Origin of the sequence: Sphingomonas donggukensis, from assembly GCF_023674425.1 — a bacterium.
GTDB classification, from domain to species: Bacteria; Pseudomonadota; Alphaproteobacteria; order Sphingomonadales; family Sphingomonadaceae; genus Sphingomonas; species Sphingomonas donggukensis.
On record NZ_CP098401.1, the window covers coordinates 1,891,733 to 1,906,252 of the forward strand.

Annotated in this window: 16 protein-coding genes and 1 tRNA gene; 8 read left to right on the forward strand and 9 right to left on the reverse strand. The window is 69.0% G+C overall.

Annotated elements, in window-relative coordinates; translation table 11 throughout:
- Nucleotides 1–7: 7 nt before the first annotated feature.
- From M9980_RS09300 to M9980_RS09315, 4 genes are all read left to right on the forward strand, one after another.
- A complete protein-coding gene (locus M9980_RS09300; RefSeq protein WP_250749736.1) occupies nt 8–439 on the forward strand; it encodes a hypothetical protein in 432 nt (143 codons plus the stop codon).
- A gap of 62 nt (nt 440–501) precedes the next feature.
- Nucleotides 502–2,715, forward strand: coding sequence for a TonB-dependent receptor family protein (locus M9980_RS09305; protein WP_250749737.1), 2,214 nt, complete (start codon nt 502–504; stop codon nt 2,713–2,715).
- A gap of 2 nt (nt 2,716–2,717) precedes the next feature.
- Nucleotides 2,718–4,118, forward strand: a complete 1,401-nt coding sequence (locus tag M9980_RS09310; RefSeq protein WP_250749738.1) for a PepSY-associated TM helix domain-containing protein — start codon at nt 2,718–2,720, stop codon at nt 4,116–4,118.
- A gap of 124 nt (nt 4,119–4,242) precedes the next feature.
- Nucleotides 4,243–5,043 carry a DUF2189 domain-containing protein gene (locus tag M9980_RS09315; RefSeq protein WP_250749739.1) on the forward strand — a complete coding sequence of 267 codons (801 nt, stop codon included), beginning with the start codon at nt 4,243–4,245 and terminating at the stop codon, nt 5,041–5,043.
- 24 nt (nt 5,044–5,067) lie between these two features.
- Here M9980_RS09315 and M9980_RS09320 read toward each other — a convergent pair.
- A tRNA-Gln gene (locus tag M9980_RS09320) sits at nt 5,068–5,142 on the reverse strand.
- 48 nt (nt 5,143–5,190) lie between these two features.
- The gene (locus M9980_RS09325; RefSeq protein ID WP_250749740.1) at nt 5,191–6,273 is read right to left on the reverse strand and encodes a branched-chain amino acid aminotransferase; all 1,083 of its coding nucleotides are present in this window, start codon (nt 6,271–6,273) and stop codon (nt 5,191–5,193) included.
- Nucleotides 6,274–6,339: 66 nt separating this feature from the next.
- On the opposite strand from M9980_RS09325, the gene M9980_RS09330 reads away from it, so the two are divergent.
- Nucleotides 6,340–6,846: a MarR family winged helix-turn-helix transcriptional regulator gene (locus tag M9980_RS09330; RefSeq protein ID WP_250749741.1), complete on the forward strand. Its 507-nt coding sequence runs from the start codon at nt 6,340–6,342 to the stop codon at nt 6,844–6,846.
- Between the two features lie 93 nt (nt 6,847–6,939).
- On the opposite strand, the gene M9980_RS09335 is transcribed toward M9980_RS09330, so the two are convergent.
- The 6 genes from M9980_RS09335 to M9980_RS09360 form a co-directional block, all read right to left on the reverse strand.
- A complete protein-coding gene (locus tag M9980_RS09335) occupies nt 6,940–7,689 on the reverse strand; it encodes a pyrroline-5-carboxylate reductase family protein (RefSeq protein WP_250754861.1) in 750 nt (249 codons plus the stop codon).
- A 38-nt stretch (nt 7,690–7,727) separates the two neighbouring features.
- Nucleotides 7,728–8,231: a type III secretion system chaperone family protein gene (locus M9980_RS09340; protein WP_250749742.1), complete on the reverse strand. Its 504-nt coding sequence runs from the start codon at nt 8,229–8,231 to the stop codon at nt 7,728–7,730.
- A gap of 90 nt (nt 8,232–8,321) precedes the next feature.
- Nucleotides 8,322–8,603: an accessory factor UbiK family protein gene (locus M9980_RS09345; RefSeq protein WP_250749743.1), complete on the reverse strand. Its 282-nt coding sequence runs from the start codon at nt 8,601–8,603 to the stop codon at nt 8,322–8,324.
- Nucleotides 8,604–8,617: 14 nt separating this feature from the next.
- Entirely contained in the window at nt 8,618–9,172 is a 555-nt protein-coding gene (locus tag M9980_RS09350) for a TspO/MBR family protein (RefSeq protein WP_250749745.1), read from the reverse strand.
- Nucleotides 9,173–10,043: 871 nt separating this feature from the next.
- Nucleotides 10,044–10,823 (reverse strand): TlyA family RNA methyltransferase, encoded by a 780-nt coding sequence (locus M9980_RS09355; protein ID WP_250749747.1) that lies wholly within the window; start codon nt 10,821–10,823, stop codon nt 10,044–10,046.
- A gap of 14 nt (nt 10,824–10,837) precedes the next feature.
- Nucleotides 10,838–11,809 (reverse strand): outer membrane protein assembly factor BamD, encoded by a 972-nt coding sequence (locus tag M9980_RS09360; RefSeq protein ID WP_250749748.1) that lies wholly within the window; start codon nt 11,807–11,809, stop codon nt 10,838–10,840.
- A 119-nt stretch (nt 11,810–11,928) separates the two neighbouring features.
- Between M9980_RS09360 and M9980_RS09365 the strand changes: the two genes are divergently transcribed.
- Entirely contained in the window at nt 11,929–12,768 is an 840-nt protein-coding gene (locus M9980_RS09365) for a class I mannose-6-phosphate isomerase (protein WP_250749750.1), read from the forward strand.
- 78 nt (nt 12,769–12,846) lie between these two features.
- Complete coding sequence (locus M9980_RS09370; protein ID WP_250749752.1) at nt 12,847–13,395, forward strand: glycine zipper 2TM domain-containing protein; 549 nt, start codon at nt 12,847–12,849, stop codon at nt 13,393–13,395.
- Nucleotides 13,396–13,460: 65 nt separating this feature from the next.
- Here M9980_RS09370 and M9980_RS09375 read toward each other — a convergent pair whose 3' ends face one another.
- Nucleotides 13,461–13,682, reverse strand: coding sequence for a hypothetical protein (locus M9980_RS09375; protein ID WP_250749754.1), 222 nt, complete (start codon nt 13,680–13,682; stop codon nt 13,461–13,463).
- An 83-nt stretch (nt 13,683–13,765) separates the two neighbouring features.
- Between M9980_RS09375 and M9980_RS09380 the strand changes: the two genes are divergently transcribed.
- Nucleotides 13,766–14,506, forward strand: coding sequence for a hypothetical protein (locus M9980_RS09380; protein ID WP_250749756.1), 741 nt, complete (start codon nt 13,766–13,768; stop codon nt 14,504–14,506).
- The last annotated feature ends 14 nt before the right edge of the window (nt 14,507–14,520 follow it).

Sequence of the window (14,520 nt, forward strand, 5' to 3'; positions counted from 1 at the left end):
GTGCGGGGTGACAACACCGCCGGTCGAGCGTACGGGCGCGGGCGTGACCGCGATCCGCCGCCTTGCCCGACGTCATGTCGCCTTCGCGATGCTGCTCGTCTGCGCGGCGCTGGCGATGAAGGTGCTTGTGCCGGCGGGCTTCATGCCGGTTGCCAGCGGCGGCGTGATGACCGTGCAGATGTGCTCCGGGACTGGTCCGGCGACGATCGAAATCGCCATCCCCGGCCTGCCCGACCAGCATCACAAGCAGGACAAGGCAGAAATGCCGTGCACCTTCGCCGGCCTTTCCGCGCCGGCGCTGTCGGCGGTCGATCCGATCCTGCTCGCGGTCGCGATCGCACTGATTCTGCATGTCGTGGGCAGCCTAGCTCCGACCCCGCTCATCGCCGCGCGAACCTATCTGCGCCCGCCGCTCAGAGGCCCCCCGACCACCGCCTGATTCCGCCCTTTCGTTACTGCGCGCGGCGGTTCGACGCCGTGCGCCCGGATCAGGACTGTCCCATGTCTCGCCTGTCTCTCGCCGTCGCCATCCCGGCGATCGCGCTCTCGTCCGTCGCTTCCGCGCAGGACCGCGCGGACGATATCGTCATCACCGGTCGCGCGCTCTCGCTCACGACCAAGGTCACCGGCCAGACCGTCACCACCGTCGACGAAGCCGCCTTCCGCAACACCCCAGCCACCACCATCGCCGACATCGTCAAGCTGTCGCCCGGCGTTGCCGTCACCCAGGGCAACGGCCCGCGCGACGTCATCGTGTCGGTGCGCGGATCGAACGCGCGCAACGGTTTCGGCGCGCGGAACATTCAGGTGTTCGAGGACGACTTTCCCGTCACCCAGCCCGACGGTCTCGCCCGCTTCGACCTGACCGATCCCCACGCCTACGGCGCGGTCGATATCGTGCGCGGGCCGTCGTCGGCGCGCTACGGCAATTACGCGCTGGGCGGCGCGGTCAATTTCCGTACCCGCCGCGGCCGCGATATCCAAGGGCTGGAGGTCGGCAGCGATCTGGGCGGCGACGGCTATGGCAACGTGTACGCCACGATCGGCCACGCCGGGCGGGGTTACGAATACGCCGTGTTCGGCAGCTTCGTCGGCGGCGATGGCGCGACCGGCCACACCGGCTACCAGACCGGCACGCTCAACGCCTATGCTACCTATGCGCTCGGCGACCGCGACCGCGTGGCCGCCAAGGTCATCTACAACGAGGGCGAATTCGCTCTCTCCACCCGGCTGTCGTACAACCAGTATCTCGCCAACCCGTACCAGCAGGGCTGCGAGCGCGCGGCGACCGCGGCGTCAGGATGCGGTACCATCTCGGTGCTGGTGAACGGCGTGAACGGGACGCGGATCGCGCAGACTGCAGCGGAGGGCGATCTGGCGCGCAATGATCGTCGCACCATCGCCGGCCTGCGCTACGAACATGATTTCGGCGCGGACACGACGTGGCGCACTCAGGCGACGTTCGACAGCCGGGTCGTCAACCAGCCGACCAGCGCGACCCCGTTCAAGGGCACGCTCGACAGCTACAATCTGACCTCCGACGTCACGCACCGCACCGGCGGCACCACATTCTTCGCCGGCATCTTCTACAACTATCTCGACAACCAGAGCTTCAGCTTCAACAAGACGCCGGCGGTCCGCAACGGCTTCGGCGCACCGACGCAGACCGTGTTCGGCGATATCCGCAATCTGGGCGCCCGCGCCCGCGTCGAGATGACCGTCACGCCTACGCTCGAACTTATCGGCGGTATCGGCATCGAACGCTCGACCATCGACGTGCGTCAGACCGCCTATGCCTATCCGCTGAACGCCAGCCCCACGATCACGCTGATTCCGGCGCGGCGCGACTTTTCGAACGTCGCGCCGGAAGCTGCGCTGTTCTGGCAGGCGCTGGACGCGGTACGGCTGCATGCCCGCGTCGGTACCGGCTACGGCATCCCGCAGGCGAACAGCCTGTTCATCACCTCCGCCGGCGTATTCGGCAACAACACCGCGCTGCGCAGCCAGAAGAACACCGGCGTGGACATCGGTGCGGAGATCGCGTTCGGCGACCATCTGACGGGAGAGGTCACCGGCTATCAGGAATGGTTCACCGACGAACTGGTCAGCCAGTCGGCGGGCGTGAACCTGCTCGCCTACACGTCCAACGTCCCGAAATCGCTCCACCGCGGGGTTGAGGTCGGCGTCTCCTGGCGCCCGCTGCCGGGTACCAAAATCGAGGCGAGCTACAGCTACAACGACCACCATTACACCGACTTCTCCGAGCGGCTGACCGCGGGCACCATGTCCGTCGTGGTCGATCGCGACGGCAAGGCGATCCCCGGCGTCTTTCCGACATTCGTCAACGCCCGCGCCGGCTACGACCAGCCGCGCGGCGCGCTCACCGGGCTCGGCGGTTTCGTCGAGGTGACCTACCGCGACCGGTATTTCATCGACAATGCGAACCTGCTCGAGATCCCGGCCTACACGCTCGTCAACGCCAACCTCCATTATGACCCACCAAAGGGTGCGGGCTGGTGGTCGCGGATCAGCCTGTATGCCAGCGTGCAGAACCTGTTCGACCGCACCTACATCGGCTCGGCATCGGTCATCGCCAACAGCCTGAACGCCGCGACCGGCGCGCAGAACCCCGCGGTGGTCCTGGCCAACACCACCGGCTCGATCTATGCGGGACAGCCGCGCACGATCTATGCCGGCATCAAGTCGCGGTTCTGACGGTGGCTTCCTCCACCCCCGCTCGCCAATGGCCCGCTTATGCCGCGATCTGGCGCTGGCATTTCTACGCCGGCCTGTTCTGCATCCCCTTCGTGCTGTGGCTGGCGACCACCGGTTCGACCTACCTGTTCAAGCCGCAGGTCGAGGCGCTGATCGATCGCCCCTACGCAAACGTCGCCACCGCCGGCCCGCGCGCGACCGCCGCTGAGCAGGTCACCGCGGCGGTGCGCGCGGTGCCGGGGTCGGTGCTCCACCGCTACCAGCTGCCCGACACGCCGACGGAAGCCGTGCAGATAATCGTCGGACAGGGCGGCGTAGAAACCCGCGTCTATATCCACCCACAGACGCTGGCGGTACTCAAACAGGTGCGCGAGGACGATCGGCTGATGCGGGTCGTGTTCCGCCTGCACGGCGAACTGCTCGCGGGCGACGTCGGGTCCTATGTGGTCGAACTGGCCGCCTCCTGGGCGATCGTCATGATCCTGTCGGGGCTATTCCTGTGGTGGCCACGCGGACGCGGCATCGCCGGCGTGCTCTACCCCCGCCTGTCGCGTGGAAAGCGCGGCTTCTGGCGCGACATCCATGCCGTCACCGGCTTCTGGGTGTCGTTCATGGCGCTGTTTCTGCTGCTATCGGGGCTTCCCTGGGCGAAAAGCTGGGGTGGCTATCTGAAAGTCGTGCGCAGCGTGGTCGAGGATCGCCCGGCGCGTCAGGACTGGACCACCAGCCGCGCCGACGAGACGCTCGCGCGCGCCGCCGCCGACGCCGGCACCCGCGCGATGCTGGGCGCCCATGCCGAACACGGCGGCATGACGATGGCCCATGCGCCGATGTCCTACGCCCCGCTCGACCGGCTGGTCGCGACCGTCCGCCCGCTGGAGCTCGCCGCACCTGTCCTGATCGCGCCACCGACCGCGATGGGCGCGCCGTGGACCGCCAAGTCCGACGCCGCCGACCGCCCGCGCCGCACCGACCTGACGCTCGATGGTGCCACCGGGGGCATCCTCACACGGCGCGATTTCAACCAGCGGCGCTTGATCGACCGGCTCGTCGGCTACGGCATCGCCGCGCACGAAGGCGCGCTGTTCGGCTGGCTGAACCAGCTGCTCAATCTCCTGACGGCGCTCGGTCTCGTCCTGCTGTCGGTCAGCGGCGTGGCGATGTGGTGGCGACGGCGGCCAGAAGGCCGGCTGGGGGCGCCACCCGACCCGCTCCCGCGCCCCGCCGCCTACAGCTTCGCCGCGCTCGTCACGGCGCTCGGCCTGCTGCTGCCGCTATTCGGCGCCTCGTTGCTCGCGGTGCTGGCGATCGATCGCTATGCGTTGCGTCGGGCAAGCGGCATGCGTCGCTGGCTGGGGCTGCGTGCAGCGAACAGTGGTCCATTGCGCCGAACGGGCGTATGATGGTCGCGCCCCTGCGAGCCGGCGTCGCCTCCCGGCTCGCGCGTGCGGGCGGTCCGAGCACGTCGGTCGCGCGCCCGTGACAGGGGGATCGGTATCGATCGATCGTCGACCAGGGAGATGGCACATGCCGACCCGTGACACTTTCGCCCCCACCCACGCTCCCGCCGCGGCGGGCCTGCCCGACATCCGCCGCATCGGCCCCAACGACCTGCGCTGGGCATTGGCGGAAGGGTGGAAGGACTTCCGCGCAAAGCGCGGCGACCTGCTGTTTCTTGGGCTGCTCTATCCGCTCATCTGCCTCGCCGCGGCGATGGTGACGTTCAAAGATCCGCTGCTGCCGCTGTTCTTCCCGCTCGTCGCGGGACTGTCGATCGCCGGGCCGGCGGTGGCGTCGGGCTTCTACGAGCTGGCGCGCCGGCGGGAAGAGGGGCGCGATGCGAGCTGGTGGCATTTCCTCGATCCGCTGAACGGGCGCAGCCGCACGCCGCTGCTCGCGCTGACCGGCGGGCTGGCCGTGCTCTTCCTCGGCTGGCTGATCGTCGCTTATGCGATCTACGGCGTGACCCTCGGCACGCAGGCACCGCGCGGCATATCGGGGTTCGTCGAGCAGCTTTTCACGACGCCGGAGGGCTGGATGATGATCGTGATCGGCAATTTGGCGGGCGCGGCATTCGCGGTCGTCACGCTGATCTTCTCGCTCGTGTCGTTCCCGATGGTGGTCGACAAGCCGGTCGACGCCGGCCTCGCGGTGCGCACCTCGATCGCCGCGGTGCGCCGCAACCCGCGGGAGGCGTTCGGCTGGGGCCTGCGCGTCGCCGGCCTTCTGCTCCTCGGGCTGCTGCCCGCCGCGATCGGGCTGGCGGTGGTGCTGCCGTGGCTCGGCTATGCGACTTGGCACCTCTACACCCGGATCGTCGCCCGATAACGCGAGGGTGGGCGGCCGTTCCGCTGGCTGGGGCGGCAGGATTCGAACCTGCGAATGGCGGCATCAAAAGCCGCTGCCTTACCACTTGGCGACGCCCCATCGCTGCGGAAGCGCGCTTATAGCGGCGCGGCGGCGCGTGGGAAGCCTCTATGCGATGCGGTGCAGCCAGCCGTGTGGATCGGGCGCGCGGCCGCGTTGCAGGTCGCTGAGGCGCTGCAGGAAGCGCGCGGTGGTCTGACCGGTGCCGCCGCTGCCGATGTCGAACGCGTAGTCGGGTCCGGCGACCTTGCCGATCGGGGTGACGACCGCGGCGGTACCGCAGGCGAACGCCTCGACCAGCGCGCCGCTTTGCGCATCGGCGCGGAACTGCTCGATGGAATACAGCTCCTCCCGCACGGTCAGCCCCTCGTCGCGCGCCATCTGCAAAATCGACGCGCGGGTGATGCCGGGCAGGATCGTGCCGGTCAGCGGCGGCGTCACCAGGCTGCCGTCGGCCATCACGAACATCACGTTCATGCCGCCCAGCTCCTCGATCCAGCGGCGTTCGACCGCGTCGAGGAACAGCACCTGGTCATGCCCGCGGCGCACCGCCTCGGCCTGCGCGACCAGGCTGGTGGCGTAATTGCCGCCGCACTTCGCCGCGCCCGTGCCCCCCGGCGCGGCGCGCGTATAATCGTGGCTGACCCACAGCGAAATCGCGCGCGCCCCGCCCTTCCAATACGCACCGACCGACGAGGCGAGCACGCAGTAGAGATATTCGGTCGCGGGCTTCACGCCCAGGAACACCTCGCTCGCGAACATGAACGGGCGCAGGTACAGCGCGCCGCCGTCGATCGCCGGGATCCAGTCGCGATCGGTCAGCACCAGCTGCCTGCACGATTCGAGGAACATCTCCTCGGGCAGCAGGGCCATCGCCATCCGCTCCGCCGACGACCGGAAGCGCGCGGCGTTCGCATCGGGGCGAAACAGCGCGATGCCGCCCTCATCCAGCGCATAGGCCTTCAGCCCCTCGAAAATCTCCTGCGCATAATGCAGCACCGCGGTCGCCGGATCGACCGTCACGGGGCCGCGCGCAGTGATCTTCGCGTCGTGCCAGCCCTCGTCCGCGCTGTAGCGGATCGTCGCCATATGGTCGGTGAACACCCGGCCGAAACCCGGATCGGCGAGCAGGCCGGCGCGCTCGTTCACGCTGAGCGGCTGGGGATTCGGCTCGTGCGCAAACGCGGTCATTTCAGGCGATCCTTGGGGTCTGTCCGGGTTGCCGCGGGGGTAGGACCGGTGCCATAAAAGGTCAACATGGCTGGCCAAAACCCGATCCCTTCCCCGATCGCGGCGTCGCCGCTGTTCCTGACCGAGCCGGAGATTCGCCGGGGGATTGAACTGCTCTATTTCGGCTACAGCCACCTGACCCGCGCGATCGATGCGGGGCTCGCCGAACAGGGCCTGGGGCGCGCCCACCACCGCGCGCTGTACTTCATCGCGCGGCGCCCCGGCTTGCCGGTCGGCGAGCTGCTGGGCCTGCTGGCGATCACCAAGCAATCGCTCGGCCGGGTGCTGACCGACCTTCAGGCGCGCGGGTTGGTCGAGACGCGCACCGGCGACCGCGACCGGCGGCAGAAGCTGCTGGCGCTGACCGCGGACGGCGTGACGCTGGAGCGCGACCTGTATGCGTCGCTGAGCGGACGGCTGGCGGCGGCGTATTCGAGCGCGGGCCAGGGCGCGGTCGGCGGGTTCTGGGCGGTGCTGGAGGGGCTGATCCCCGGCCCGGAACGCGCGCGGGTGGCGAAGCTGGGCAAGCTGTAACCCCTTCCCGTTCGTTTCGAGCGCAGTCGAGAAACCGCTCAGTTCCGCGCGACCAAAGTTTCTCGACTGCGCTCGAAAGGAACGGAGCGGAGGTCAGCGCGCCGCCTCCGCCAGCTCCGCACTCCGCCGCGCTGCCGCTGTGAGCGTGTCGGCCACCAGCCGCCGCATCGCCGCCCCGTGATCCAGCACGTCCAGCCCGGCCCGCGTCGTCCCGCCCGGGCTGGCCACCCGGTCCGCCAGCACCGCCGGTCCCACGTCCGAATCCGCCGCCAGCGCCGCCGCGCCCTCGACCGTCGCGATCGCGAACCGCTCGGCCATTGCCGCCGGCAGCCCCAGCGCGGCCGCACCCGCCGCCATCGCCTCGATGAAGCGGTACGCGAACCCCGGACCCGACCCCGAAAGCGCGACGACGGCGTGGAACAGCGCCTCGTCGGCGATCCACTCGACCAGCCCCAGCGGCGCCATCAGCGCCTCCGCCACATCGCGCACGCGCGCGTCATCGCTCGTCGTGTGCAGCGCCACCACCCCACGCCCGATCGCGACCGGCAGGTTCGGCATAGCCCGCACCACCGCGCGCGCCGGTATCTTCGCGGCCAGCGTCGCTTCCTCGACTCCGGCCAGGATCGACACCAGCACGTCCGGGTTCGTGCTCGCCAGCGACGGCGCCACCGCGTCCAGCAACTGCGGCTTGATCGCCAGCACCAGAACGTCCGGACGCCCCTCGGGCGGCGCGGCGACCAGCGTCACGCCGGCGGGCACGTCGGGCGCGCCGGGATCGATCGCGACGATATTCGCCGGGTCGGCCCCGTCGGCGATCCACCGCGCCAGCATCGCCCCACCCATGTTGCCGGCCCCGACCAGCCACAGCCGGGCGGGATACGTCACGCCTCGCCCTGCGTCTCGATCAACGCCGCGGCCATCGCTTCCTTGGGCGTCTTGCCGCCCCACAGCACGAACTGGAACACGGGGTAGAAGCGCTCGCACTCGTCGATCGCGCTCTCGACCAGCGTCTCGGCGCTTTCCAGGCTGAGTGACGGTTCGTCGTCGCCGTCGATCAGCGCGGCGTGGCGGAACAGCAGGATGCCGCTCGACGACCACAGCTCGAAATGGCCGATCCACAGCTGTTCGTTGACCAGCCCGATCGCCTCGTACATCGCCGCGCGCCGCTCGTCCGACACGCGCACGTCGGGAAAGGCGAGGAACTGGAGCACCGCGTCCTCGTCGCGCCAGATCGCGCGCAGCTCGTATTCGGTCCAGCTGCCCTTCACCTTCGCGACGATCTCGTCGTCGTCGCGCTCGTGCGTCCAGCCATGCGCCGCATAATACCGCTCGAGCATCTCGATCGGTGCGGCGTCGTCGCGGTCGTGTTCCATCTCGTCGAGCATCCGCGTCTTATCCCCGCTCGGCACCGGGATGCCAAGCGACTGCGCCTAGCGAAGCTTGGCCACCCATCCGAAAACTGTGGAAAACCAGCGTCAGATCGCGGGCGCCGCGGGCTTCGGCGCGCGCGCCGGCTTGGCGGCAGCTTCGAGGGCCTCGATCCGCGCCTTCAGCGCGTCGTTCTCGTCGCGCGCGGCGGCGGCCATCGCCTTCACCACCTCGAATTCCTCGCGGCTGACGAAGTCGAGCCCGCCGATCAGCCCCTTGGCGTGCTCGCGCACGCTCTCGCCCGCCTCGCGGCCGACGCCCGCCATCGTGCCGGCGGCGCCGTTCATGAACTTCACGAAATCGTCGAAGAAGCGGTTTTCGGTCTGCATTGCGGTGAAACTCCTCAGAGCGCGATCTGGGTGCTCGATGCGTCGCTGACAACCCCGTCGGCGCCGGGATTGAGCTGGCCGATGCTCCACGTCAGCGCGCCGGCGAAGCAGATCCACACCATGTACGGCACCATCAGCCACGCCGCCGCCTTGCGAATCCGCGCGAAGGCAAAGGTCGTGGCGACCGACAGCAGCAGCATCGCGACGATCAGGCCGAACGCCGCCGCGATCATGTGCGCGCCGAAGAACAGCGGCGACCACGGCAAATTCGCCGCCAGTTGCGCCGCGAACAGCGCGATCGCTAGCCCGCGCCCGCGGGCGCCGCGCGCATCGGCGATCATGGCGAGAGCGAGGCCCAGCAGGACGTAGAGGATGGTCCACGCGATCGGGAACACGATGCCGGGCGGCGTCAGCGCCGGCTTCACCAGCGCGGCGTACCAGGCATTGTCGTCCCCGCTCGGCACCAGCCGCCCGGACAGGAAGCCCAGGAACACGATCAGCGGCACCGTGACTATCGCCCAGCGCAGGAACGACGCCCGCAATTGCCCTCGTGACGCGATCTCGCTCAAATCCCACGCTCCTTGCCCGGCAGCAGGCGGCTTCCGTAGCGAGTGGCGGGGGCGGGTTCAATGCAGAGGGGACACCGCCCTCGCCCATGCCCGCCCCGACCGACATCCGGTCGCTTCGAACAGGGATAGAGAAGGCGGGATCGAGAAGTCCTCGCCTGAGGCAGCAACCTCTCGATACGGCGTCTCGACAAGCTCGACACCTACTCGAGGCGAACGGGTGGGTGAGGTAGCGCCGCAAAAACCGTTCGTGCCGAGTGAAGTCGGACCACATACCGCGGGCGCCACGACCGAAAACCACCCGACCGGACGCCCCCCACCCAAACCGTTCGCTTCGAGTAGGGATCGAGCTTGTCGAGAGCCCGTATCGAGAAGTCCTCTCGCAGAGGCACCCACCTCTCAATACGTCGTCTCGACAGACTCGACGCCTACTCGAGACGAACGGATGGGGGCGGGAGCGCCGCAAGCCGTTCGTGCCGAGTGAAGTCGAACGACACACCGCGGGTGTCACGACCGAAAACCACCCGACTGGACGCCCCCCCACCCACACCGTTCGCTTCGAGTAGGGATCGAGCTTGTCGAGAGCCCGTATCGAGAAGTCCTCTCCATGAGGCACCCACCTCTCGATACGGCGTCTGGGCAGGCTCGACACCTGCTCGAGGCGAACGGGTGGGGGCGAGAGCGCCGCAAGCCGTTCGTGCCGAGTGAAGTCGGACCACACACCGCGGGCGCCACGACCGAAAACCACCCGACCGGACGCCCCACCCAAACCGTTCGCTTCGAGTAGGGATCGAGCTTGTCGAGAGCCCGTATCGAGAAGTCTTCGCGAGTGCGGCACCAACCTCTCGATACGGCGTCTCGACAGGCTCGACGCCTACTCGAGGCAAACGGATGGGGGCGGAGTAAGGAAAGCCTCCCCCCGCACCGCCGCGATCAGGAACTCGACATTCCCCTCCGGGCCGGTGATCGGGCTCTCGACCACGCCCACCACCGACCAGCCCTCGCCCGCGACCCAGTCCGCCACTTCCGCACAGACGCGCGCGTGGATCGCGGGGTCGCGGACCACGCCGCCCTTGCCGACTTCCTCGCGCCCCGCCTCGAACTGCGGCTTGATGAGCGCGAGCAGGCGCGCGCCCTCGGCAGCGAATCCCATCGGCACGGCCAGCACCTTGGCCAGCCCGATGAAGCTCGCGTCGCACACGATCAGGTCGATGCTTTCGGGAATGTGCGCCGCGGTCAGGATGCGCGCGCTCGTCTGTTCGTGGACGATCACCCGGTCGTCCTGGCGCAGCTTCCATGCCAGCTGGTTGGTGCCCGAATCGACCGCATAGACGCGCGCGGCGCCGCGGGTCAGCAGCACGTCGGTGAAGCCCCCAGTCGACGATCCGACGTCGATCGCCACCGTACCGCCGACATCCCAGCCGAAATGGTCGAGCGCGTGGGCCAGCTTGATGCCGCCGCGCGACACCCACGGGTGGTCGCGCCCGCGCACGTCGATGGTGGCATCGGTCGGCAACAGCTGCCCGGGCTTGTCGACCTTGCGATCGCCGACGAACACCAGCCCTGCCATCACCAGCGCCTGCGCACGGGTGCGGCTTTCGGCCAGGCCGCGGTCGGCGATCAGCTGGTCGGCGCGAACCTTGCCCGCGGCCACGCGCGCGACCGCGATCAGTTGGTCGGCGTCGGGGTCGGCGGCGTCGTGGCCGGCGCGGGGTTCGGGCCCGGCACGACCGGCGGCGTCGCGTTCGCCGGCGGCGCGGGCGCGGTCGTCGGGTTGGTGATCGGCGCCGGAGTTTTCGACGGCTTCGCCTGCGGCGGCGCGACCGTCTGCGGCACGAGCGCGGGCTGCGCCTGCGGCGGCAGCACCGGATATTCGCCGGCCAGCTTGTAGGCGCGGGCGTACCAGTCGGTGCCCGGATAGTTGGCGCCGAGCACCGCGGCCGACTTCTTCGCCTCCTCGCGCAGACCCAGCGCCAGATACGTCTCGGTCAGCCGCATCAGCGCCTCGGGCGCATGTGTCGTCGTCTGATACTGGTCGACGACCTGGCGGAAGCGCATCGACGCCGCCAGCCACTGGCCGCGGCGTTCGTAGAAGCGCCCGATCTCCATTTCCTTGCCGGCCAGATGGTCGCGGACCAGATCGACCTTCAGCCGCGCATCCGACGCATAGCGCGTGTTCGGATAGCGCCGCTGCAGTTCGCCGAGCGCATCGAGCGCCTGCTGCGTGATCTTCTGGTCGCGCGTCACGTCGCTGATCTGCTCGTAATAGCTGAGCGCGACGAGGTAATAGGCATAGGGCGCATCGCGGTTGCCCGGATGCACCGACAGGAACCGCTGCGACCCCTGGATCGCCTTCGTATAGTCGCCGTCGAGGTAATAGCTGAACGACCCCATCAGCTGCGCGCGTCGCGCCCAGATCGAATAGGGATGCTGGCGCTCGACCTCGTCGAACAGCGCCGCGGCTTCCTTGTACTGGCCGCGGTCGAGCCGGGTCTTGGCCGCCGAATACAGCGTGCCGACGTCGCGCGCGACATAGGGGGTATCGGCGGCGTTGCCGCCCCGACGGGCACAGCCCGCGGTTGCGACGACGCTGAGGGCCAAGGCGGAAAGCGCGACGGCGCGAAAGGCTGGAATACGCATCGAGCGCGCATGTAGCGTAGCCGGGGGTCCGCGGACAAATGCTTTTGCATATGGACGGATCGCAGACGGTGGCGCAGCGTTTCCCCGGGGCACGCCATCACCCGAAACGGAACCGCCGAATGACCGCCACGCTGCTTGCCACCCACCGCGTCGAAAAACCGTGGGGCCGCCACAGCTTGTGGCCGGGCTTTGCCGATCCGGCGCCGGGCGGCGATCCGGTGGGGGAGGTCTGGTTCCAGGCGCCGGGCGATGCCGAGCCCGACCTGCTCGTCAAATATCTGTTCACCTCCGAAAAACTGTCGATCCAGGTCCATCCCGACGACGAACAGGCGCACGCCCGCGGCCTGCCGCGCGGCAAGGACGAATGCTGGCTGATTCTCGATGCTGAACCCGGCGCGACGATCGCGATCGGCACGCACGAACCGGTCGATGCCGAAACCCTCCGCGCCGCCGCGCTCGACGGGTCGATCGAGCAGCTGGTCGACTGGAAGCCGGTGAAGGCGGGCGATTTCTTCTATTCCGCCTCGGGCACCGTCCACGCGATCGGGCCCGGGCTCACCCTGATCGAGGTGCAGCAGAATTCGGAAACCACCTACCGCCTCTACGATTATGGCCGCCCGCGCGAGCTGCATCTCGACGACGGCGTCGCGGTGTCGGACGCCCGCCCCTATGTCGCGCCGCCCGCGCCGGGGCGCGTCGCCGACGATCGCACGATCCTGGTCGAGGGGCCGAAATTCGTCCTCGAACGCTGGTCGGCGGGGTGCCGGGCCTTCAGCCTGCCCGCAGGCACGACCGCGTGGCTGATCCCGGTCACCGGCAGTGGCACTGCCGACGGCGTCGCCTTTGCCGCCGGCCAGTGCCTGACGCTGGAGGGGGCGTGCGTCGTCGCGGCAGAGGCGGGCGCCGACCTGCTGCTCGCCTATCCCGGCACCACCCGCATCGACCTGTCGGGCGCGTGAACGGATCGTAGTTTTTCGTTCACGCAACTTACCCGGCGCAGCGGGCGTTCGGCACGCATTCCATTCAAGGAGGAAGTCATGCGTACCCCGATCATCTTCGCAGCCCTTGCCGCGACGACCCTCGCCGCCGTTCCGGCTGCGGCGCAGTCGAACCCGAACCGCGAATATCGCGAGGAGGTGCGCGACGCCCAGCGCGACTATCGCAACGACCTGCGCGACGCGAATTCGCCGCGTGACGTTCGCAACGCCCGCCGCGAGTACAATCGCGAGATTCGCGACGCGCGTCAGGACCGTCGCCGCGACTGGCGCCAGTATCGCAACTACGACTACAACCGTTTCGAGAACGGCCAGCGCCGCTATTATGCCGATCAATATTATCGCGATGGCCGCTATTATCAGACCCGTCGCCTCGGCCGTAACGACCGCATCTATCGCGGCAACGACGGGCGCTATTACTGCCGCCGCAACGACGGCACGACCGGCCTGATCATCGGCGGCGTCGCCGGCGGCTTCCTCGGCAACGCGCTGAGCAACGGCAGCTCGAACCTGCTCGGTACGCTGCTCGGTGCAGCAGGCGGCGCAGCACTCGGTCGCTCGATCGACCGCGGCCAGGTCAGCTGCCGCTAAGCCTTTGCCACGCAGGCAATGACGGACGGCCCGGCGGGACACCGCCGGGCCGTTTGCGTGTCAGGTCAGAGCAATCCGCCGCCCAGCGACAGGCGCACGATCGCGACGACCAGCAGCAGCAGGTTCAGGTTGCGGCCCGCGGTCTTGCTCGACAGCATGCCGATGACCGCGCCGACCAGCGTGATCGGGATCGCCAGCCAGTTGAGCGCGCCGAGCAGCGGGATGATTCCGGGAATCACGAAGATCAGCGACGTGAGACCGACGAGGATGGAAAGAATATTCAGCATGACGGCAATATGGCGACGCCCCGGTGTCTTGGCAAGATAACACAGTCGCCATTCCTTAATCCCTCCCCTGACATATGCGGGCGATGCGCCGCATCCTGCCTGCCCTGACCGCCTTGCTGCTGGCCGCCTGCAGCGCCGCGCAGCCGGTCGACACCGCCGCCGACTCGCTCGACCAGGAACTGGCCCAGTCCGCGACCGGATCGGGCGACGATCCGATGCTCGCCGCCGCGCTCGCCGATCCGCTGATGACCGACCCCGGCCTTGCCGGTCGCGCCAATGCCGACGCCATCCGCCCGCCCGCGCAGCCCTATAGCGCCGCAATACCCGCCGACGACGTCGCTGCCGCACCCGCGCCCGACCTCGGCGGGCTGACCGCCGCGCCCGCCCCGACGCGCAAGGATTGCCCGCAATGCGCCGTCGCGGGCGAGGCGGTCACCCTCGCCGCGCTCGCCGCGCGTCAGGCCGCCCCCCACGCCAGCGCCTGCGCGTCGCAGGTCCGCTACGCCGCCGGCTGGGCCAACCGCCTCGGTCGCGACGTGCCGCTCTACATCAACGCGCGCGTGATCGAGGCGGCGGGCGTGCAGACCGCGCAGTGCCGCCTGCGCCTTGCCAGCTTCACCGCCGCGCAGCCGGTGCAGACGATGCTCGACTGGTATTTCACGCGCACACGGGCCGCGGGCTTCGTGTCCGAGCAGCAGAGCGACGCCACCCGCCACGTTCTGACCGGCCGCCGCGCCCGTGACGGCGCCGCCTACGCGCTCTACCTCACCGCGCGCGCCGATGGTGGCAGCGACGTCGATCTCGTCACCACCACCGGTACCTGAATCGCCGGGAGTTT